We start from the raw sequence: 20,532 nt of genomic DNA, 5'->3' as shown, positions 1-20,532 counted from the left end.
ATTTGCCAACTAAATGATATTAATATCATATTAATTTCTCCTTTTGCGTTTTATTAAATCTAATACTTTATCTCTATTTTTGAAATGTTTTTTTGTTATTTCATCAAGTTGTTGAATATCATATTTTTGAACGATTTTTGCTGCTTCTAGGTCAACTTTGTTACTGGCACCTTTTGGTATTAATACTTTTAAATCTTTAGCTAGTCTATCCATATGTTTAACGAATGCATATCTTGCTATGATACTTGCTGCAGCGATTGCAATAGATTTTGATTCTCCTTTAGTTTCAAAAAAAGTTATGTCTTTCCTTGGCATTTTGCCGATAACATACTTCTCATAAGTACTCGCTTGTACAAATTGATCAATGACAATTTGTTCTAATTCAGATTCTTCAATTCTAGAAATAACATTTTTGATAGCTTGATTATGTAATACGGCTTTCATTTTAACTTGACTCCAACCTTCTAATTGCTTTGTATTGTAGTTGGGATTATCCAATACAATAAGTGAATGTGGACATATTTGAATAATTTGTTCTGCTAATTCTACTATTTTTATGTCTGTTAAAGTTTTAGAGTCCATTACACCTAGTTCTTTTAATAATTTTGCATTCTTTTTAGATACGTATGTTGCACATACCGTTAATGGCCCAAAATAATCTCCACTTCCTGCTTCATCACTCCCAATTGTATTATGTAAATCAAAGGTATGTGTTTTCTTTGGGCTAGGTGAACTAGATGAGGTAGGGGCTATTTTTTGTCCTAACACTTCACTAGCTACTTGTTCAGCATCTTTACCTTGAAACATGATTTTTTTTGAGCGATAAATTTGTACTTGTGTACTCTTTATTTTTTTACGAGCTACAGTACCAGTAGGTAAATTTTCTGTATCCATTTTATATTGTTTAATTATATTATTGATTGTTTGAGAATCTATTGTTTTTACGATGTTTGCCACGTTTATGTCCTACCTTTAATATATTTTCTATAAATAGAGTAGCATAAATTTATTATATAAACGAATATTCTCAAATGAAGTTAGTGGATATTCATACACAAATGAACATATGTCATGTATAATATAGTATGATTAAGTATATAGAAATTCCATATATAATTTGAACAGGGGTAGTATAATGAGTGAAAATAAAAATAGAGTGACAGTAGTTATAAATGATCAACATTATACAATAATTGGTGAAGACGATCCTTCGCATATTCGTTATGTAGCCGGAAGAGTCGATGAGAAGATACAAGCGTTAGGTCAGCTAAATGCTGGTTTAGATACAACGCGTAAATCTGTGCTCACGGCTGTTAATGTTATGCATGAATATGTTAAATTAGAAGAAGAAAATGATAAATTAAGAGAAGAAATCAAACAATTAAAACATAAAGGAAATTTAGAATGATTACATTAATTATAATTATATGTTTAATATTAGGTGTCATCATTGGATATAGACGTAGTTTAGTACTACAATCGCTACATTCTATTGGTACTATTTTCTCATTGGTGATTGCCGCGATATGCTTTGCACCATTTAGTAAACAATTGCATTTGATATTACCTTATCCAAGTGCTTCTACAGAAGGAAAAAACACAATATTTAATAGTATTAATAATGAGGATGCATTCTATAATATTATGGCAATACTCATTTTATTTATTTTTACTAAAGTAATTTTACAAATTGTAGCAACAGTTTTTGATTTTTATCATCAAATGGACTTTGGAGGCAAATATGCAAGATACTTTGGGATGGCATTAGGATTTATAGAGGCATACTTAGTCGTTATAATTACATTAGCTGCTATTGCAGTTATTCCAATTCCATTATTTATAGATACATTGCACCAATCATTTATTGGAAATGCTATCTTATCGAAGACACCATTCTTATCTGAGCAATTAGTAAAATGGCTTTCAAATTAAATGAATTCATATTGTAAAAAGTCATGGGCGAACCTATGACTTTTTTTACGGAGGAATAGATATGTTAACTAAAAAAGATATTGTAAAAATGTTAGAAACAATCGCTATTTATATGGAAATTAAAGGAGAAAATCCTTTCAAAGTATCAGCATATAGAAAAGCAAGTCAGTCTTTGGAAACGGATGAAAGAACACTAAATGAAATAGATGACGTTACATCTTTAAAAGGTATTGGTAAAGGTGTAGGTGATGTAATTAATGAGTATATTGATAACGGGACTCAAAGTTATTTAGATGAATTAAAAGAAGAAATTCCAGAAGGCTTAATACCATTACTTAAAATACAAGGTCTTGGCAGCAAAAAGATTGCTAAATTATATAAAGAATTAAATATAACAAATAAAGATGATTTAATTGCAGCTTGTGAAAAAAATGAAGTTTCAGCTTTACCTGGCTTTGCTAAAAAGACAGAACAAAAGCTTTTAGAAGAAGCGAAAGTTTTAGGACAAAGACCTGAAAGATATCCAATTAATAGCATGATTAAAGCACACGAAAAAGTTAATCAATATTTGGATGAAATAGAGGGTATTATTCAATATCAAGTTGCAGGCAGTTTTAGAAGAATGAGAGAAACAAGTAAAGATTTAGATTATATCATTTCTACTGAAGATGAGCTGAAGGTTCAGCAGTTATTATTAGAAATTCCAGAGATAAAAGAACAGATTGCTGTTGGGACAACAAAAGTGTCATTAGATTTGTTAATAGAAGATGATGTAATTGGTGTAGATTTTAGATTGATTAAACCAGAAGCTTTCTATCATACTTTACAACACTTCACAGGTTCAAAAGACCATAATATTAAAATTAGACAGCTTGCTAAACAAAGAAATGAGAAAGTTAGTGAATATGGTATAGAAGAAAAGAATGGTAACATCATTACTTATCAAAGTGAAAAAGAGATATATGATCATTACAATGTACCTTATATACCTCCAACTATGAGAGAAGATGGTACAGAATTTGATAAAAACATTCAAAACATTATTCAATTAGAAGATATCAATGGTGATATTCACATGCATACTACTTATAGTGATGGTGCATTTAAAATAGAAGAAATGATTGAAGCGGCTATCGACCGTGGCTATAAATTTATTTGCATTACAGATCATTCTAGAAATTTAGCAGTAGCTAATGGTTTATCAATTGAACGATTACTTGAACAAAACAAAAAGATTAAAGCATTAAACGAAAAATATAAAGAGATAGATATTTATAGTGGAACAGAAATGGATATTAAACCAGATGGTTCATTAGATTATCCTGATGAAGTGTTAAAAGAACTAGATTATGTTATTGCAGCTATTCATCAAAGCTTTAATCAGACTGAAGAAGAAATTATGAATAGACTAAAAACAGCATGTGAAAATAAATATGTTAGACATATTGCACACCCAACTGGTCGTATTATAGGTAGACGTGAAGGGTACAAAGTCAATATGGAACAACTTATTAAAATGGCGAAAGAAACAAACACTGTTTTAGAATTAAATGCTAATCCTCAAAGATTAGATTTAAACGCTGAAGTGTTAAAAAACAATCCTGATTTAATGATCACAATCAACACAGATGCACATCATATTGATCATTTTGATTTTATGAAATATGGTGTTGGCACAGCTCAAAAAGGATGGATAGATAAATCTCAAGTCATTAATGCTAAATCACGTGAAGAATTTAAAGAATGGATTAAATCAGAGAAATAAAGTATTAAAGAAGAGGGAAGATAATATGAATGAAAAAACATTAAAAGTTCTTGAATATCCCTTAATTATTCAACAATTATCTGCACATGCTACTAGTGATATAGCAGAGAGACTTATTAGTGAACTTAAACCAAGTGATGAACTGGAAACAGTTCAAAAGAGTTTGAATGAAACAGACGAAATGACTCAAATATATAATAAGCATAGAGTTCCTGGTTATTCAGGATTAAAAGATATAAAATCTTATGTCAGAAGAGCTGAAATAGGCAGCTTACTAAATGTTGAAGAATTAAACCAAATTAAACGTAATATTCAAGTTCAAAATAGATTCAAAACGTTTTATGCAAGTATAGTTGATGAAGACGAAGAAATTCTTTATCCAATTATTGATGGATATGTAGCACAATTACCAGTATTAAGTGATTTACTCAATCAAATTAGCGAGCAATGTGATGAGCATGACTTATTTGATACAGCTAGTCCGAAATTAGCAGAACTGCGTCATCAAATAAAAAAGACAAACGATCGTATTAAATCGAGACTAGAGCAAATGGTGAGATCATCAGCGAATCAGAAGAAACTATCTGATTCTATTGTGACAGTAAGAAACGATAGACATGTACTACCAGTTAAAGCAGAATATCGTCAAGATTTTAATGGTATCGTTCATGATCAATCAGCATCTGGCCAAACGTTATATATTGAACCAAGTGCAATTGTAGAGATGCATAATCAAATTTCTCAAGTTAAAGCTAAAGAAAAAGAAGAAAAAGATAGATTACTATATATATTAACTGAACTTGTCAGTGAAGTAGGATATGAACTATTATCGAGTACAGAAGTTATGGGCCATTTAGATTTTATTACCGCTAAAGCAAAGTTTGGCGCAACAATTAAAGCAACTAAACCTGTATTATCTGACGATAGAGCGATTTATTTACCAAAAGCAAGACACCCATTAATTAATCAGGCTGAGGTTATTAGTAATACTATAGAATTTAAACAAGATATAAATGCAGTTATTATTACGGGACCGAATACAGGTGGTAAAACGGTCACCTTAAAAACAGTAGGTCTCATTACATTGATGGCGCAGTCAGGTTTATTGATTCCTACATTAGATGGTGCAATTATAACTATTTTCAAAAAAGTATTTTGCGATATTGGTGATGAACAATCTATTGAACAGTCGCTTTCAACGTTTTCATCACATATGAAAAATATCGTTAATATTATTGATCAAGCTGATAAAGATTCATTAATTCTATTTGATGAACTCGGAGCGGGTACAGATCCTAGTGAAGGTGCCGCTTTAGCGATGAGCATACTTGATTATACAATTGAAAAAGATGCGCTAATTATGGCAACTACACATTATCCAGAACTTAAAGCATATAGTTATAATCGTGATAAAGTTATGAATGCAAGTGTCGAATTTGATGTTGAAACATTAAGACCTACCTATAAACTATTAATGGGTATACCAGGAAGATCAAATGCATTTGAAATATCTAAAAAATTAGGACTAAAAAATGAACTCATCAATCACGCTAAATCATTAATTGGTCAAGATGAGAAAGAAATTAATGTAATGATTGAATCTCTAGAAAAGAATGCGAAATCTGTAGAAAATGACAGAATTGAAGTTGAAAAATTGAAACAAGAATCAGCTGAATTACATCAATCACTATCTCAAGAATTACAGCGATTCGAAAAATTCAAAACACAATTAATGGATGATGCAAGAAATAAAGCAAACCAAGAAGTGAAACAAAAAACAAAAGAAGCTGAATCCATACTACAAGAACTTAGAGATATGCGAGATAATTCAGTAGCAAATGTAAAAGAACACGAGCTCATTGAAAGAAAGAAACGACTAGATAATCAATATACAGAAGCATCAATCAAACAAAATGTAAAAAAAGAGCGTCACGATAAAATTGAAAAAGGCGATGACGTTAAAGTTTTATCTTATGGTCAAAAAGGTGAAGTTATAGATGTTGTTAATGATAAAGAAGTAGTCGTTCAAATGGGTATACTTAAAATGAAAATTGAAGTAAAAGATTTAGAAAAGCTTGATAAAAAGAAACAACAACCAAGCAAAGTTGTTCCTAGAACTAATCGTACGACGATTAAAATGGATTTAGACTTACGCGGTTATCGTTATGAAGAGGCTATGATTGAATTAGATCAATATATTGATCAAGCAGTTCTTTCAAATTATGGTACAGTTAATATTATCCATGGTAAAGGTACTGGTGCGTTACAAAAAGGTGTAACAGATCATTTGAAACGACATCGTTCAGTAGATAGCTTTAGAACAGGAATGCCATCAGAAGGTGGATTTGGTGTTACTGTAGTAACATTGAAATAAGGAGGAAACATATTGGATAATTTTGATATGTATAAACTAGCAAAAGTGTTGCTCGTTATTTCTGCTTTAACATTTATTGCAGGTATTGTTTATTTATTATTCTTATAAGGAGGTAATTTGAATGATTGAGACTAACGTTGAGAAGCAAGTTCTATTTATTCATTTAAATCATGGTCCAGTTAACGCATTAAATGAAGAAGTTTTAGCGGCTATCATCAAAGCCATTGAGACTCAAGGATTTGATGATAATGTGAAAGTAATCGTAATTAAAGGTAATGAAAAATGTTTTTCTGCAGGTGCAGACATTAAATCATTTCCAAATTTAACAAAGCATGAAAGATTAGACTTAGCTTCAACTAGCGCAAAATTATTTAGACTAATCAAAACTTGTCATAAACCAGTGATAAGTTCTATTCATGGAGTATGTTTAGGTGGAGGATTTGAATTAGCTTTAGCATGTGATATGAGATTAATTACGAAAGATACGAAAGTAGGATTACCTGAAATTAATTTAGGAATATTTCCTGGATTTGGTGGCGTAAGAAGATTATCTTATATGATAGGGCAACATAAAGCATTACAAATCGCTTTAACAGGTGAAAATATTAACTTAGATGATATAAAGTATTTGTTTAATGAAATTGTTAAAGATAAAGCAGAATTAGAAAAAGCAACTGAAGAATTAGCTTATAATATAGCATCGAAGTCATTAGACTCAATAAAAGTTATTAAACAAATGTCCAATTTAGATTTATCATTAGAAAGTGACCAAATTGAAGAAAGACATTTCGTAGATATTATAGAAAGTGAAAATGCTCAAGAAGGTATTGATGCATTTATCTCAAAAAGAAAACCAGAATTTAAGTGATTGCTTCCAAGTCCAACATCAAGTACAATACAGTTTGAGCAAACAACATGCATTGCAAAATAAAGCGTGCTATACTCTCATTATCATAAGTTAACAAGGAGGATTTTTCCAATGGCATTAGTAAAAGCAACAGATGCAAATTTCGATGAACAAATTAAAGAAGGCGTAAGTTTAGTGGACTTCTGGGCACCATGGTGTGGACCTTGTAAAATGATCGCGCCAGTATTAGAAGATTTAGCTAAAGACGTTGAAGGTAAAGCAGATATCGTTAAATTAGATGTAGATGAAAACCAAGCAACAGCAGCTAAATACGAAGTAATGAGTATTCCAACATTAATCGTATTCAAAGATGGCGAAGCTGTAGATAAAGTAGTAGGTTTCCAACCTAAAGAACAATTAGAACAAGTATTATCTAAACACTATTAATAAGATTGAGTAATGGTGATAAGAGGCTGAGACAATTAAATTGTCCAGCTTCTTTTTTGTTCCCTTATATTTCTTGAGCACCTAAATATACATTTCTAATTTTTATGTTAAATAGAACGTATGTTTTGGTTAAATGAAATATTGTTGATATAATTATTAAAAAAAGGTAGGTGAATAAGGTGGAAGACTACCAAAAAAGAATAAAACAAAAATTAGATGTATTACCTACATATCCTGGTTGTTACATTATGAAAGACAGACATGACTCTGTTATATATGTTGGTAAAGCAAAACGTCTTAGAAATAGAGTTCGAAGTTATTTTACAGGTGCACATGATGAAAAAACAACTCGTCTAGTTGGAGAGATTCGAGATTTTGAATTTATCGTTACATCTAGTGAAATTGAATCATTATTATTAGAGTTAAACCTTATAAAAAAACATCAACCTAGATATAACATCTTATTAAAAGATGATAAAAGTTACCCCTTTATCAAAATTACGAAAGAAAAGCACCCACGTTTAATCGTTACAAGAACTGTGAAAAAAGATTCAGGAAAATATTTTGGTCCTTATCCAAATGCTTATGCAGCACATGAAACGAAAAAATTGCTAGATAGAATCTATCCTTTAAGAAAATGTGTAACAATGCCTAACAAAGTTTGCTTATATTACCATATAGGACAATGTTTAGGACCATGTGTCTATCCTGTTGAACAAGCACAATATCAAGCTATGATTAAAGAAATTACAGACTTTTTAAATGGTGATGATAAATCAATTGTGAATGATTTAAAAGAAAAAATGAATGCAGCTAGTGAAGCTTTAAAATTTGAAGAAGCTAAAGAATATAGGGACTTAATTCAGCATATTGAAATGTTGAATTATAAACAAAATATGATGTCATCAGATATGACGATGAGAGATATATTCGGTTATTCTGTCGATAAAGGTTGGATGTGTATTCAAGTGTTCTTCATAAGACAAGGGAAATTGATAGAAAGACAGGCATCTATGATTCCAATAATACAAACTGCGGAAGAAGAATTTTATACATTTATAGGTCAGTTTTATACATTGAATCAACATTTAACACCTAAAGAAATACACATTCCAAAAGACATAGACATTAAAACAGTTGAGTCAGTTGTTGATTCAAAAGTTGTACAACCTAAAAGAGGTAAGAAAAAAGAAATGGTAGATTTAGCAATTAAAAACGCTAGTATTTCATTGAAAAACAAATTTGAACTCATCGCGAAAGATGAATCACGAACAATAAAAGCAATAGACAATTTAGGTGAAGCAATGGGAATTCAAACACCAATTAGAATTGAAGCATTCGATAATTCTAATATTCAAGGTGTTGATCCTGTATCAGTCATGATTGCTTTTGTAGATGGCAAACCAAGTAAAAAAGATTATCGTAAATACAAAATTAAATCAGTCAAAGGACCTGATGATTATAAATCTATGCAAGAAGCTGTTAGAAGAAGATATACAAGAGTTTTAAAAGAAGGCTTGCCAATACCAGATTTAATAATTGTTGATGGTGGTAAAGGTCATATGACTTCTGTTAGAGAAGTATTAGAAAATGAATTAGGACTTGATATTCCAATTGCAGGATTAAGTAAAAATGATAAACACCAAACTTCAGAATTACTTTATGGTGCTCAAGCAGAAATTATACCACTAAAGAAAAACTCTCAAGAATTTTATTTACTTCAACGAATACAAGATGAAGTGCATAGATTTGCAATTAGTTTTCATAGATCAACGCGACAAAAGACAACCTTGAAATCTGCTTTAGATGAAATAGAAGGCATAGGGCCGAAAAGAAAGCAAACATTGCTAAAACATTTTGGTTCTATTAAGAAAATGAGAGAGTCTAGTTTGAAAGATTTTACTGAAATTGGGTTACCAGAAAAAGTTGCTCAAAATTTAGTGAAAAAGCTTAGTAATTAAAGAGTAAAATTACAATAAAAAATCAATATATTTGGGCATGAGAATTATTCTCATGCCCAAATTCATACTTAATGATGTTACAATATACATGTAATGCTCATCGAATTTTTTTTAGCATATATGTAATCGTTTTCAGTTTTGCATATATAATAATATATCGATAGAGCCATAGATTAAAGTTAGGGGGGACTTCTTTTGGCGTCAAGCGAAAAACAGTTTATATTACGTCGTATTCATTCATTATTAGGTGTAATTCCTATAGGAATATTCTTGATTCAACACTTATTAATTAACCACTTTGCAACAATTAGCCCGGAGGCTTTCAATAAAGCATCTGATTTTATGTGGAATTTACCATTTAAAATAGTGTTAGAGGTTGTAGTAATTTATATTCCTATACTATTCCACGCTATTTATGGATTATACATAGCTTTTACAGCTAAAGAAAATGTAGGAAGACAATCTTTATTCAGAAACTGGATGTTTTTACTACAACGCATAACTGGTATAGTTTCATTTATTTTTATAGCTGTACACGTATACCAAACACGTATTCAAGCTGCATTAGGTCATCATGTTGATTTTGATATGGTATCAGATATTTTATCTAATCCTATTTCTGTAACGCTTTATGTTATTGGTGTGCTAAGTGTTATATTCCATTTTTCAAATGGATTATGGTCATTCTGCATTACTTGGGGAATTACACAATCACCTAAATCTCAACGCTTTATGACATATGTAACATTATTAGTATTTATAGTAATTAGTATTATTGGCTTAAGAGCTATTTTTGCATTCGTATAAGATTTATACTTTTTAGGGGAGTGACAATTTTTATGGCAAACAACAAAATTATTGTTGTCGGTGGCGGTTTAGCAGGATTGATGGCAACAATTAAAGCTGCAGAAAAAGGTGCACATGTTGATTTATTCTCATTAGTACCTGTTAAACGTTCACACTCTGTATGTGCGCAAGGTGGTATTAACGGAGCTGTTAATACAAAAGGTGAAGGTGACTCTACTTTCATTCACTTTGATGACACAGTATATGGTGGAGATTTCTTAGCTAACCAAACACCAGTGAAAAATATGACTGCAGCAGCACCAAGTATCATACATTTATTAGACAGAATGGGCGTAATGTTTAACCGTACACCTGAAGGTCTTTTAGATTTCCGTAGATTTGGTGGTACTTTATATCATAGAACTGCTTTTGCAGGTGCAACGACTGGGCAACAACTATTATATGCATTAGATGAACAAGTGAGAAGCTTTGAAGTAAAAGGTTTAGTTACAAAATATGAAGGCTGGGAATTTTTAGGTATCATAAAAGATGATGAAAATTCAGCCCGTGGTATCGTAGCGCAAAACTTAACAGATTCTAAAATAGAATCATTTGGTTCAGATGCTGTAATTATGGCAACAGGTGGTCCTGGTATTATCTTTGGTAAGTCTACTAACTCAATGATTAATACAGGTTCTGCTGCATCAGTTGTTTATCAACAAGGTGCTAAGTATGCTAACGGTGAATTTATTCAAATTCACCCAACTGCAATTCCAGGTGATGATAAACTAAGATTAATGAGTGAATCAGCTCGTGGTGAAGGTGGACGTATCTGGACTTATAAAGATGGTAAACCATGGTATTTCTTAGAAGAAAAATACCCAGATTACGGTAACTTAGTACCACGTGATATCGCAACGCGTGAAATATTTGATGTGTGTGTTAACCAAAAACTTGGTATTAACGGTGAGAACATGGTATATCTTGACTTATCACATAAAGACGCACATGAATTAGATGTTAAGCTTGGCGGTATAATAGAAATATATGAAAAATTCACTGGTGACGACCCTCGTAAAGTCCCAATGAAAATATTCCCAGCTGTTCATTATTCAATGGGTGGAATTTGGGTAGACTTTGATCAAATGACTAATATTAAAGGTCTATTTGCAGCAGGTGAATGTGATTATTCACAACATGGCGGTAATAGATTAGGAGCTAACTCTTTATTATCAGCTATTTATGGTGGTATGGTTGCAGGACCAAATGCAATGGAATATGTTAAAAATATTAAAACATCATACACTGAATTAGATGAAGAAATATTCCAAAAACGTATTGATGAAGAACAAGAAAAATTCGACCACTTATTACAACTTAAAGGTACTGAAAATGCTTATAAGTTACACAAAGAATTAGGTGAAATTATGACTGCAAACGTTACTGTTGTTCGTCATAATGATAAACTTCTTGAAACAGATAAGAAAATTGTTGAATTAATGGAAAGATATCAAAATATTGATATGGAAGATACTTCAACATGGAGTAACCAAGCTGTATTCTTTACACGTCAATTATGGAATATGTTAGTTTTAGCAAGAGTTATTACGATTGGTGCATATAATCGTAATGAATCTCGAGGGGCACACTATAAACCAGAGTTTCCTGAACGTAATGATGAAGAATGGTTAAAAACAACTATTGCTCAGTTCAGAGGACCAGAAGAAGCACCTGAATTCTCATATGAAGAAGTGGATGTTAGTCACATTAAACCTCGTAAACGAGATTACTCTAAGAAATCCGAAGGGAGTAAATAATAATGGCAGACACTCAAACAGTTGAACAAAATTCACAAGATCAAAATCAAGAAAATAAAACAATTTCGATTATCATAAAGCGACAAGAAAATGATCAGTCACAACCATACGAAGAAAAATTTGAGATTCCTTATAGACCAAATATGAACGTAATCGCAGCTTTGATGGAAATACAAAGAAATCCGTTCACTTCAAATGGTGAAAAGACAACGCCAGTTACATGGGATATGAACTGTCTGGAAGAAGTTTGTGGCGCTTGTTCTATGGTTATTAATGGTAAAGCACGTCAATCATGTTCTGCTATCATTGACCAATTAGAACAACCAATCAAACTTGAACCTATGAAAACTTTCCCAGTGATTCGTGACTTACAAGTTGATCGTTCTCGTATGTTCGATAACTTGAAAAAAGTTCAAGCATGGGTTCCAATTGATGGTACTTATGATTTAGGTCCTGGCCCACGTATGCCTGAGAAAAAACGTCAAACAGCATATGAGTTATCTAAATGTATGACATGTGGTGTATGTTTAGAAGTATGTCCTAATGTAAACGTAGATAATAATTTTATGGGTGCACAAGCAATTTCTCAAGTTCGTCTTTTCAACTTACATCCAACAGGTAGTATGACTAAAGATGAGAGAATTAAAGCGTTGATGTCTGATGGTGGCATTCAAGAATGTGGTAGTTCACAAAACTGTGTTAATGCTTGTCCAAAAGGTATTCCTTTAACAACATCAATCGCAGCAATGAATAGAGAAACTACATTCCAAATGTTTAAATCATTCTTCGGATCAGATCACGAAGTTAATTAAAACGATTTAAAATAAATTAACCTTTAAAGCCAATTATAAAATTGGTTTTAAAGGTTTTTTTCTATTATTCGTGATGAAAAAGGACCAATTGATTAACCGCAAATAAATGTATGTGTTATTATAATTAGTATAAGTTTTAAGTGAAAAGAGGTTCAAAAGCAATGGAAGAAATTACTAAACAGATTGAATATTCGCTTCGACATATCGTTGATAGAACTAAGTTGAGATCGAGAGGACAGTTAAAAGTATACGATATTTCACCTCCACAATTTATTGCGTTACAATGGTTAAATGAACATCAACAATTAACAATAGGTGAGTTATCTAAACGATTATATTTAGCTTATTCTACGACTACAGACATAATTGATAAACTTGAACAAAAAGAATTAGTCTTAAGAATTCAATCTGAAGAAGATAAAAGAGTATTCCATGTCAAGTTATTAGAAAAAGGTACAGCTCTAATCGATGAAGTAGTTTATGCAAGACAATCTTATACTGAAGATCTTTTATCAGTGATGAACGAAGAAGACAAAATTAAATTTAATGAAGCTCTAGAGATTATGCTGAAAAGAATGAGAAGTGAAGATAAATGAATAAACCAATAGGCGTAATTGATTCAGGTATCGGTGGGTTAACAGTTGCTAAAGAAATAATGAGGCAATTGCCTAACGAGACGATTTATTACTTAGGTGATATAGGTAGATGTCCTTACGGGCCAAGAAGTAAAGAAGAGGTAAAAACATTTACTATACAACTGGCTAACTTTTTAGTAGAAAAAGATATTAAAATGCTTGTAATTGCTTGTAACACAGCAACTGCTGTAGCATTAAAACCATTACAAGAATTATTATCAATTCCTGTTATAGGTGTAATTGACCCAGGTTCTAGAACAGCTATAATGACGACTAATAATAATCGTGTGCTCGTATTAGGAACAGAAGGCACAATTAAATCTGAAGCATATAGAAGAAGTATAAAGTCTATAAACCCACAAGTAGAAGTTAAGGGTATTGCATGCCCAGGCTTCGTACCTTTAGTGGAACAAATGAGGTATAAAGATCCAACTATTACAAGCATTGTCATACATCAAACACTTAAACAATGGCGTTATGATGATTCCGATACGGTGATATTAGGATGTACTCATTACCCATTATTATATGATGCTATCCATCAATATTTTGATGATGGAAAGACCATTATCTCTTCAGGTTTGGAAACTGCTAGAGAGGTCAGTGCCTTATTAACATTTAGTAATGAGCACTCTTATTACACACCTAAACCTAAGCATAAATTTTTTGCAAATGGTGATGTAGAGCATATTACACGAACTATAAAAGAATGGCTGCATATAGAAGACGCTAAAGTTGAAAGAATAACATTGTAAGGAGAGATAATTATGAACGATATCATTATCGCATCAAACAACAAAGGTAAAATAAATGACTTTAAAGCAATTTTTCCTAAAGCGAATGTTATAGGTATTTCTGAAATTGCTCCTGATTTTGATGTAGAAGAAACAGGTATGACATTTGAAGAAAATGCTATATTAAAGGCAGAAACAGCATCAAAACAATTAAATAAAATAGTTATAGCAGATGACAGTGGTTTATCTGTAAAAGCTTTAAATGGTGAACCAGGTATATACTCAGCAAGATATGCTGGAGAACAAAAAAATGATCAAGATAATATTGATAAATTATTAAGTAACCTGCAAGGTATAGAGAATAGAGAGGCAGAGTTTGTATGTGCAATAGCTGTCAGTGAACCAGGTAAAGAAACACTTACTTATGTAGGTAAAGCACAAGGTGAAATAATAGATGAACAGAGAGGAGAAAATGGATTTGGATATGATCCGATTTTCTTCGTTCCTTCATTAGACAGAACGATGGCCGAATTAACAGTAGCAGAAAAAAGTGCAATTAGCCACCGTGGTAATGCAATTAAACTAATGAATGAAGATGTAGGGGAGAGATTCCAATGAGATGGATAATTGTCAGTGATAATCACGGAGAACAAGGAATACTACATGAAATATATGATAAATATAAAGAAGCGGATTTATTCTTACATCTAGGAGATTCAGAGTTTGATTATGATGATACTGAATTAACCTTATATAAAAGAGTAAAAGGTAATTGTGATTTTGATCCACGTTTTCCAATAGAAGAGCAAGGAGAAGTTAAAGGAATCGGATATTTCTATACACATGGACATCGATATGAAGTTAAAGGTGCTAGAGATGTATTAAGTGCACATGCTAAGAAAGCAAATGCTAATTTTGCTTTCTATGGACATAGCCATGTTGCTTTATGTGAATCAATTGATGGCGTATATTGTATAAATCCAGGTAGCATCTCTCAAACTCGAGGGAAATGGGAAGAAACCTATGCTGTAATAGATTTTGATAGTGAGCTTAACAATGCTAGTTTAACTTTCTTAAATAGAAATCATGAAGAAATTGAAAAACAATCTTTAGCTTTATAATAAAGTTTCACACAACCAAAACTTTTAATAGCTTTTATTAATTGAGATATTCATATGAATATCTCAATTTTATTAAATAATTAGAATAAACTTTCAATTAAAGTGAAAATGTTTTATAATTATTAATGTCGTAAATTTAATGTAAAGAAGTAAGAACTGTAATGTAATCAGGAGGGTGTTAAAATGAGTAGAACACACGTAACATCAGTTATTAATCAAGACAAATTTTGTATTAATAAAACTGAAGAACATGAATTACATAAAAACGAAAACATATATGTATTAACTTCAAATGGGCTAGTACATGCAAGTGTATTAGAAATATTTGAAGAAAAATCAGTATGTAAAGCAGAAAAAGCCAATATAGTTAAAGTGAATGACATCGTAATCGCTGAATAAAGTATAAATAATTTAAATAAACGTGTAATAATACTTCGAAAGCGATTTAATAAACCTTTTTCTTTTTAAAAAGTATTGATAAATCAGGTTCTATTCGATATAATTATTCTTGTGTTGAAAATGTCCTGGTAGCTCAGCTGGATAGAGCAACGGCCTTCTAAGCCGTCGGTCGGGGGTTCGAATCCCTCCCAGGACGTAAATTACCAATATCCCGTTGTATCTCGTTATTTGTAACGATGATATAACGGGATTTTTTTGTATATAGATATTCATCTACTCAAAATGTAGTTGATAAAGATGAATGAAGAAAAGTCTCTAGAATATTGGATGGATCGAGCGCATAATACAATAAATCAAGAAATACAAGAAGATGCTAAGGAAAATAATAACAGTAATGAAGTAGTTTATATTTCAGGACAAAATTATTTTGCGAAGGAGTATGGTAGCAAAAAAGAATTGTTAATTTCATCAGGTGGTGATACCTATGATTATAGTTGTTACTCCTAGAAAAGATTAGCATGGCAGACTATGAAATCTTAATGATAGTATTTACTGTCATTGGATTAGTCATGATTAAAGAAAGGCATAAAAAATAACCATCACTAACTTTGGCGAGTAAGATGGTTATTTAATCATTTTTTAACATGGCCACCGTCTTTTTAACGGGCTAACTAGGGTGATACACAATAAGTGTGTCACTCTTTTTCTATATATAAATTAACACAATATATAAATGTTGTCTAATTAGAATGATGCGAGGTGTTAAGGTGGAATAAGAGGTGAGTAAATGTCACTACCATCAAATGGTATACCCACAGCCTCACAAGTAGCAGATTGGGCTGTTAATCAAATTGGTAAACGTGTTGATTTACCTGGTTCAGGATATGGTGCGCAGTGTTGGGATTTACCTAACTATATTTTTAATAGGTTTTGGGGGTTTTAGAACACCTCGTAATGCTGTTTATGGTGTGAAAAATCAAATTATTTATTATTGATTATTTACATATTTTGGATAATTGCTATATAATGCAAAAAAAGGAGGTTGCTACAATAATGCTTAAAACAATTTATACAGTAAATATAATTAACTATTTAGTCTTTATAGTTGGTGTATTTTATATTTACTTAAACAAAAATGACTTTGCAGATCTCTTAATATTTTTTGGAATCACTTCTGTAATAGCTGGTGTGATATCTCTAGTATTTGTTTTTTCAAAAATAGAAAAAGTTAGATATACAGGTTTAATATGGTTTGTGGTAAATATTGCAAACATTTTGTTTTTAATACCCTTTATAATATTTCTTTTATTTTTTGTAATTTAATCGATAAGGGGAATGCATATGAAAATACTTAATAAAATATTGGCTATTACTTTAGCAGTTTTAATATCCATTTCACATACTATTGAAAGTGTTCATGCTGAAGAAACAGACGTAAGTAATGATAAAATACTCAAAGACCAAAATCTTTATAATGAAGAGATAGAAGATATAAATGAAATGGGTAAATATGAAAAATACATAAATCAAAATTATTTTGGTCATAAATATCCAAATGATTCGTTAATGTTGAAAGATAATTTGAATGCTGATGAAAAATTATTAGTTAAAGAAATATCATTAAGTTATAATGCTTTTGATAACCAAGAGAAATACACGCCAAAAACATTTCCTATGTATCATGGTAGATATTGTGGTAAAGGAAATCTAGGTGGAAAACCTAAAGATAGGTTAGACGCTGCGTGCAAGAAACATGATGAATGCTATGCGAAACATGGATGGGGAAAATGCAAATGTGATTATCCATTTGTTTTATCTGCATTAAGTATTGCTAAAAATAAAAAATACAGAAAAGCTTATAGACTTAGAGCTAAAGGAGCAGCATATGTATTTGGTGTGAAGTCTACTTCTTGTATAGCTGTTAAAAAACTTTATAAGAAAGGTTAATCTATTTTTGCTAAAAGTGAAATAAATAATACTGATTCTAGTAAATCTAATATTACTGTTTATATTTTATCTTTTATTTGTATTCCTTGCGTATAAAGAGAATAAATTATTATCATTAATGTTATTAGTTAATGTGAACTGTTTAGAAAGGAAAGAAAAAGAAGCAAAGATTGCAGAAACCAAAAGCAGAACCTTCCGAAATTACTGCTTAAGTATACAACCATTGCTTCACTACAAAAATATTGGTTGGGGATTTAATCCCCTTTCACTTTATTGTATATCGAGGTGAAAAAAATGACAAATCTAACAAAGATAAGAATTAGAACATTTTTAAATTATGCAATTGGTATTAGTGTATTAGCCATCGCAATATACTTTTTATTAAAATAAACGGTTCACTAAAAATCATGATTATAGAGACGGTTAAAAAACTAATGTTATTGACCATATTGCTGCTCGTAATATTCTATGGCTTCTAATACTTCTTCTTCATCTTGACCTTCGTATGTCCCATCTAGTATTTGTTGTTTTAATTGCATTTCTCCAGATGATAAACCAGTTCCAGTATTATTTCTCCAATCTTGACCTTCTTGAATGTATGAATTATCACTCGGAACATCTTGTTGCTCTTGTGACTCCGGACTTACACAACCACCTACAGTACAGAATGAGCCATCAGGTTTGTAATAACCCATTGCATCTCCACCACCTTGTCCTTGAACATAAGTGTTACCCTCTGCATCTACTTGGCCAGCAACGTTTTCACCATTTTTAAACTTTTGAACCATTTCTTCTTTTGTTAGCGATTGTTCTTGTGTAGGTTGTTCAGTAGTATTAATATCTTCTGTTGGTTGCTGTTCAGTGCTTTTTACTTCTTCTGTTGATTGTTCTTCTGTTTTAGGTTCAGATTTATTATCCTTATCTTCTTTCTTGCTAGCATTTTCTTTCTTAGGATTGTCCTTCTTAACTTCTTTCTTAGCTTCTTTAGTACTTTCTTCTTTTGTTGATTCTTCTTTTTGACCACATGCCCCTAATACTAATAAAGATACAAATAATAAAACTAATAACTTTTTCATTCTACATTCTCCTCTTTTTTATTATATTAAAGCACCACCGAAGTGGTGCGATTAATTATTTTTGTTGAGATTCAAAAACTTTATATACTCTAAAATAGAGTTCATGGTGTAGCAGTAGAAATATAAAATGGTAAATTTTTTGCTATTACTACTATGACAAGTATGCCTAGAACTGATGAAGAAAAATCATTCTATAAGAATATGATGAATGATAGTAAATATAATACATCATCTTTAGTAATTAATAATTTTTTTATATAAACATGTATGACTATATAAATAAAGATACTACGTCGAAGTTCCATTAGTCACCATTTTCTGCACACTCTCTAAGTTTAAATTATAGATTTTTTTTAAAGGTTATGATAAATTGAAGTTACAAAATAATGATTTTGTAACTTCGAGGAGGAATTTTATGGCACAGTTTAAATTGCCTGAAAATGAATATTTAAAAGTTGGAAGTACTGAATTTGCATATAAAAAGCTAGGACAAGAAGAAGGCATACCTCTTGTTTTTATTATCCATTTTAGAGGAACAATGGATAATTGGGATCCTTTAATGATAGAGAATATTGCTAAAGAACGCCCAGTAATTTTATTTGATAATGTGGGTGTAGGATATACAAATGGAGAAACACCGAATTCTATCAATGTAATGGCGGAAGATACGTATAAATTTATACATGGTCTTGGTTATCAACAAGTTGATATATTAGGATTTTAAATTGGAGGTATGGTTGCGCAATCGCTAGCTATTCATCATCCAGGTTTAGTAAGAAAGTTAATATTATCAGGAACAGGTCCTGCCGGTGGAATTGGCCCATCACATCCTAAAATGGAGGAAATGATGTATAAATCAGAAGGATCTGAAGAAGATGCGATTGAAACGTTTTTATTTCTTTTTTATCCAGAAACAGAAAAAGGACGTGAATTGGGTAAACAATCATTAAAGAGAATTTTTTCTCAAAAAACCAAGGACAGTACGTTACAAGTAAGAGATGCACAGTTAGTAGCAATTGCTCAATGGACGAATGAGGATTTTGATAATGCTAAAAAAGAACTGAATAATATAGAAAATCCTACATTAGTAATTAATGGAGATAATGATATTATGGTCCCTACCGAAAATAGTTTTATGTTAAGTCAAAATATATCGGATGCGCAGTTAATTATATATCCTAACGCGGGACATGGACATCTATTTCAACATCCTGTAAGATTTGCGAACCATGTAAATACATTTTTAAATGAATAATAAAATAAGCGGTGATTATTAATCATCGCTTATTTTATACATTGTATTTTATTAAATCCCAAAGGGTTTCGAATCTTAGCTTGTAGTCTGGTTGATTCCATGTTTCTTTAAACATTGGAAGGGTAAAAGTCGAAAATACTGAAAAAATGGCTTCTACTTTATATAAAGGGTCTGTTTTATAATCCATTTTATTTTGAACACGTATAAAGCAAGGATTTAAAATTTCTTTCAATACGTAAGGATCTTTTTCAACATAATAAGTATTTAGTTCAAACATTAAAGGATTACTATTATAGGCCTCCTTTTTCGCATTTACGAATTGCCAAAGATAATCATGTAGCCATAATTGTTTATCAGTATACTGATTATCATCTATACCTATATTTTTAATAATAGACTCATTAAACCAATCTTCACATACAGCAGTCCAAAGCTCTTTTTTATTCTTAAAATGCTTATAAATTGCTGCATGTGTAATTTCGAGTGATGAGGCTATTTTAGAAAGAGATACTTCAGGTTTTTGAGTTTCTTGAATTAGATTTCGAGCTGTATCAATAATTAATCGTTGAGTTATTTTTTTCATAACAATAATAATATCACATATTATTAAAATATAAAGAGGAG

General features: G+C 30.9%; 23 protein-coding genes, 1 tRNA gene and 1 pseudogene. 22 read left to right on the top strand and 3 right to left on the bottom strand.

All coding sequences use genetic code 11. The annotated features are described in order from the left end of the window. Positions 1-30 precede the first annotated feature (30 nt). Positions 31-957 (bottom strand): ribonuclease HIII, encoded by a 927-nt coding sequence (rnhC, locus tag LQ668_RS07005; protein WP_107509586.1) that lies wholly within the window; start codon positions 955-957, stop codon positions 31-33. Between the two features lie 178 nt (positions 958-1,135). On the opposite strand from rnhC, the gene zapA reads away from it, so the two are divergent. The 20 genes and pseudogenes from zapA (at position 1,136) to LQ668_RS06905 (ending at position 17,577) form a co-directional block, all read left to right on the top strand. Then, positions 1,136-1,408 (top strand): cell division protein ZapA, encoded by a 273-nt coding sequence (zapA, locus tag LQ668_RS07000; RefSeq protein ID WP_078356837.1) that lies wholly within the window; start codon positions 1,136-1,138, stop codon positions 1,406-1,408. Next, entirely contained in the window at positions 1,405-1,932 is a 528-nt protein-coding gene (locus LQ668_RS06995) for a CvpA family protein (RefSeq protein ID WP_078356838.1), read from the top strand. Before zapA ends, LQ668_RS06995 begins: the two co-directional genes overlap by 4 nt. A gap of 61 nt (positions 1,933-1,993) precedes the next feature. Beyond that, positions 1,994-3,697, top strand: coding sequence for a DNA polymerase/3'-5' exonuclease PolX (polX, locus tag LQ668_RS06990; protein ID WP_239700236.1), 1,704 nt, complete (start codon positions 1,994-1,996; stop codon positions 3,695-3,697). A gap of 25 nt (positions 3,698-3,722) precedes the next feature. Beyond that, complete coding sequence (locus LQ668_RS06985; RefSeq protein WP_107509585.1) at positions 3,723-6,071, top strand: endonuclease MutS2; 2,349 nt, start codon at positions 3,723-3,725, stop codon at positions 6,069-6,071. Positions 6,072-6,192: 121 nt separating this feature from the next. Then, on the top strand, positions 6,193-6,939 hold the full coding sequence (locus tag LQ668_RS06980) for an enoyl-CoA hydratase/isomerase family protein (protein WP_078356841.1): 747 nt from the start codon (positions 6,193-6,195) through the stop codon (positions 6,937-6,939). Positions 6,940-7,050: 111 nt separating this feature from the next. Next, positions 7,051-7,365: a thioredoxin gene (gene trxA, locus LQ668_RS06975; RefSeq protein ID WP_078356842.1), complete on the top strand. Its 315-nt coding sequence runs from the start codon at positions 7,051-7,053 to the stop codon at positions 7,363-7,365. A gap of 179 nt (positions 7,366-7,544) precedes the next feature. Then, positions 7,545-9,326, top strand: coding sequence for an excinuclease ABC subunit UvrC (gene uvrC, locus LQ668_RS06970; RefSeq protein WP_078356843.1), 1,782 nt, complete (start codon positions 7,545-7,547; stop codon positions 9,324-9,326). Between the two features lie 195 nt (positions 9,327-9,521). Next, entirely contained in the window at positions 9,522-10,133 is a 612-nt protein-coding gene (locus LQ668_RS06965) for a succinate dehydrogenase cytochrome b558 subunit (RefSeq protein ID WP_078356844.1), read from the top strand. A gap of 32 nt (positions 10,134-10,165) precedes the next feature. Further along, the gene (sdhA, locus tag LQ668_RS06960) at positions 10,166-11,929 is read left to right on the top strand and encodes a succinate dehydrogenase flavoprotein subunit (RefSeq protein ID WP_078356845.1); all 1,764 of its coding nucleotides are present in this window, start codon (positions 10,166-10,168) and stop codon (positions 11,927-11,929) included. A 2-nt stretch (positions 11,930-11,931) separates the two neighbouring features. Further along, entirely contained in the window at positions 11,932-12,741 is an 810-nt protein-coding gene (sdhB, locus tag LQ668_RS06955) for a succinate dehydrogenase iron-sulfur subunit (RefSeq protein ID WP_078356846.1), read from the top strand. A gap of 161 nt (positions 12,742-12,902) precedes the next feature. Further along, positions 12,903-13,337 carry a MarR family winged helix-turn-helix transcriptional regulator gene (locus LQ668_RS06950; RefSeq protein ID WP_078356847.1) on the top strand — a complete coding sequence of 145 codons (435 nt, stop codon included), beginning with the start codon at positions 12,903-12,905 and terminating at the stop codon, positions 13,335-13,337. Beyond that, positions 13,334-14,131, top strand: coding sequence for a glutamate racemase (racE, locus tag LQ668_RS06945; RefSeq protein WP_078356848.1), 798 nt, complete (start codon positions 13,334-13,336; stop codon positions 14,129-14,131). Before LQ668_RS06950 ends, racE begins: the two co-directional genes overlap by 4 nt. 12 nt (positions 14,132-14,143) lie before the next feature. After that, positions 14,144-14,728 (top strand): XTP/dITP diphosphatase, encoded by a 585-nt coding sequence (locus LQ668_RS06940; RefSeq protein WP_107509584.1) that lies wholly within the window; start codon positions 14,144-14,146, stop codon positions 14,726-14,728. Continuing rightward, positions 14,725-15,231 (top strand): YfcE family phosphodiesterase, encoded by a 507-nt coding sequence (locus LQ668_RS06935; protein WP_239700237.1) that lies wholly within the window; start codon positions 14,725-14,727, stop codon positions 15,229-15,231. The genes LQ668_RS06940 and LQ668_RS06935 overlap by 4 nt, the downstream gene beginning before the upstream one ends. 183 nt (positions 15,232-15,414) lie before the next feature. Beyond that, the gene (locus tag LQ668_RS06930) at positions 15,415-15,630 is read left to right on the top strand and encodes a hypothetical protein (RefSeq protein ID WP_078356851.1); all 216 of its coding nucleotides are present in this window, start codon (positions 15,415-15,417) and stop codon (positions 15,628-15,630) included. A 122-nt stretch (positions 15,631-15,752) separates the two neighbouring features. Then, positions 15,753-15,826: transfer RNA gene (locus LQ668_RS06925), tRNA-Arg, on the top strand. 101 nt (positions 15,827-15,927) lie between these two features. Further along, entirely contained in the window at positions 15,928-16,137 is a 210-nt protein-coding gene (locus LQ668_RS06920) for a hypothetical protein (protein WP_078356852.1), read from the top strand. A gap of 280 nt (positions 16,138-16,417) precedes the next feature. Next, positions 16,418-16,570: pseudogene (locus LQ668_RS06915) on the top strand (hypothetical protein); the annotation flags it as partial. A gap of 113 nt (positions 16,571-16,683) precedes the next feature. Further along, complete coding sequence (locus LQ668_RS06910; protein WP_078356853.1) at positions 16,684-16,953, top strand: hypothetical protein; 270 nt, start codon at positions 16,684-16,686, stop codon at positions 16,951-16,953. A gap of 18 nt (positions 16,954-16,971) precedes the next feature. After that, on the top strand, positions 16,972-17,577 hold the full coding sequence (locus tag LQ668_RS06905; protein ID WP_239749799.1) for a phospholipase A2 family protein: 606 nt from the start codon (positions 16,972-16,974) through the stop codon (positions 17,575-17,577). 437 nt (positions 17,578-18,014) lie between these two features. On the opposite strand, the gene LQ668_RS06900 is transcribed toward LQ668_RS06905, so the two are convergent. Next, positions 18,015-18,653, bottom strand: a complete 639-nt coding sequence (locus LQ668_RS06900) for a hypothetical protein (protein WP_239700302.1) — start codon at positions 18,651-18,653, stop codon at positions 18,015-18,017. A 415-nt stretch (positions 18,654-19,068) separates the two neighbouring features. On the opposite strand from LQ668_RS06900, the gene LQ668_RS06895 reads away from it, so the two are divergent. Together LQ668_RS06895 and LQ668_RS06890 are read left to right on the top strand one after the other, a co-directional pair. Next, entirely contained in the window at positions 19,069-19,377 is a 309-nt protein-coding gene (locus LQ668_RS06895; protein ID WP_239700303.1) for an alpha/beta fold hydrolase, read from the top strand. A 9-nt stretch (positions 19,378-19,386) separates the two neighbouring features. Beyond that, positions 19,387-19,908 carry an alpha/beta fold hydrolase gene (locus LQ668_RS06890; protein WP_239775953.1) on the top strand — a complete coding sequence of 174 codons (522 nt, stop codon included), beginning with the start codon at positions 19,387-19,389 and terminating at the stop codon, positions 19,906-19,908. 34 nt (positions 19,909-19,942) lie between these two features. Here the strand turns inward: LQ668_RS06890 and LQ668_RS06885 are convergent, their stop codons facing one another. Further along, positions 19,943-20,491 (bottom strand): TetR/AcrR family transcriptional regulator, encoded by a 549-nt coding sequence (locus LQ668_RS06885; protein WP_115337580.1) that lies wholly within the window; start codon positions 20,489-20,491, stop codon positions 19,943-19,945. Positions 20,492-20,532 lie beyond the last annotated feature (41 nt).

The sequence above is a fragment of the Mammaliicoccus sp. K-M42 genome, assembly GCF_022386375.1.
GTDB lineage: Bacteria > Bacillota > Bacilli > Staphylococcales > Staphylococcaceae > Mammaliicoccus > Mammaliicoccus fleurettii.
This window is presented reverse-complemented; position numbering and strand designations above follow the sequence as displayed.

Excerpts from the sequence above, each read along its gene's own strand:
- LQ668_RS06985 (WP_107509585.1), top strand. The coding sequence starts at position 3,723 with ATGAATGAAAAAACATTAAAAGTTCTTGAATATCCCTTAATTATTCAA.
- LQ668_RS06900 (WP_239700302.1), bottom strand. The coding sequence starts at position 18,653 with ATGAAAAAGTTATTAGTTTTATTATTTGTATCTTTATTAGTATTAGGG.
- LQ668_RS06995 (WP_078356838.1), top strand. The coding sequence starts at position 1,405 with ATGATTACATTAATTATAATTATATGTTTAATATTAGGTGTCATCATT.
- sdhA (WP_078356845.1), top strand. The coding sequence starts at position 10,166 with ATGGCAAACAACAAAATTATTGTTGTCGGTGGCGGTTTAGCAGGATTG.
- LQ668_RS06950 (WP_078356847.1), top strand. The coding sequence starts at position 12,903 with ATGGAAGAAATTACTAAACAGATTGAATATTCGCTTCGACATATCGTT.
- LQ668_RS06895 (WP_239700303.1), top strand. The coding sequence starts at position 19,069 with ATGGCACAGTTTAAATTGCCTGAAAATGAATATTTAAAAGTTGGAAGT.
- LQ668_RS06905 (WP_239749799.1), top strand. The coding sequence starts at position 16,972 with ATGAAAATACTTAATAAAATATTGGCTATTACTTTAGCAGTTTTAATA.
- sdhB (WP_078356846.1), top strand. The coding sequence starts at position 11,932 with ATGGCAGACACTCAAACAGTTGAACAAAATTCACAAGATCAAAATCAA.
- LQ668_RS06935 (WP_239700237.1), top strand. The coding sequence starts at position 14,725 with ATGAGATGGATAATTGTCAGTGATAATCACGGAGAACAAGGAATACTA.
- LQ668_RS06940 (WP_107509584.1), top strand. The coding sequence starts at position 14,144 with ATGAACGATATCATTATCGCATCAAACAACAAAGGTAAAATAAATGAC.
- LQ668_RS06890 (WP_239775953.1), top strand. The coding sequence starts at position 19,387 with ATGGTTGCGCAATCGCTAGCTATTCATCATCCAGGTTTAGTAAGAAAG.
- polX (WP_239700236.1), top strand. The coding sequence starts at position 1,994 with ATGTTAACTAAAAAAGATATTGTAAAAATGTTAGAAACAATCGCTATT.
- LQ668_RS06910 (WP_078356853.1), top strand. The coding sequence starts at position 16,684 with ATGCTTAAAACAATTTATACAGTAAATATAATTAACTATTTAGTCTTT.
- LQ668_RS06885 (WP_115337580.1), bottom strand. The coding sequence starts at position 20,491 with ATGAAAAAAATAACTCAACGATTAATTATTGATACAGCTCGAAATCTA.
- trxA (WP_078356842.1), top strand. The coding sequence starts at position 7,051 with ATGGCATTAGTAAAAGCAACAGATGCAAATTTCGATGAACAAATTAAA.
- LQ668_RS06980 (WP_078356841.1), top strand. The coding sequence starts at position 6,193 with ATGATTGAGACTAACGTTGAGAAGCAAGTTCTATTTATTCATTTAAAT.
- LQ668_RS06930 (WP_078356851.1), top strand. The coding sequence starts at position 15,415 with ATGAGTAGAACACACGTAACATCAGTTATTAATCAAGACAAATTTTGT.
- LQ668_RS06920 (WP_078356852.1), top strand. The coding sequence starts at position 15,928 with ATGAATGAAGAAAAGTCTCTAGAATATTGGATGGATCGAGCGCATAAT.
- racE (WP_078356848.1), top strand. The coding sequence starts at position 13,334 with ATGAATAAACCAATAGGCGTAATTGATTCAGGTATCGGTGGGTTAACA.
- zapA (WP_078356837.1), top strand. The coding sequence starts at position 1,136 with ATGAGTGAAAATAAAAATAGAGTGACAGTAGTTATAAATGATCAACAT.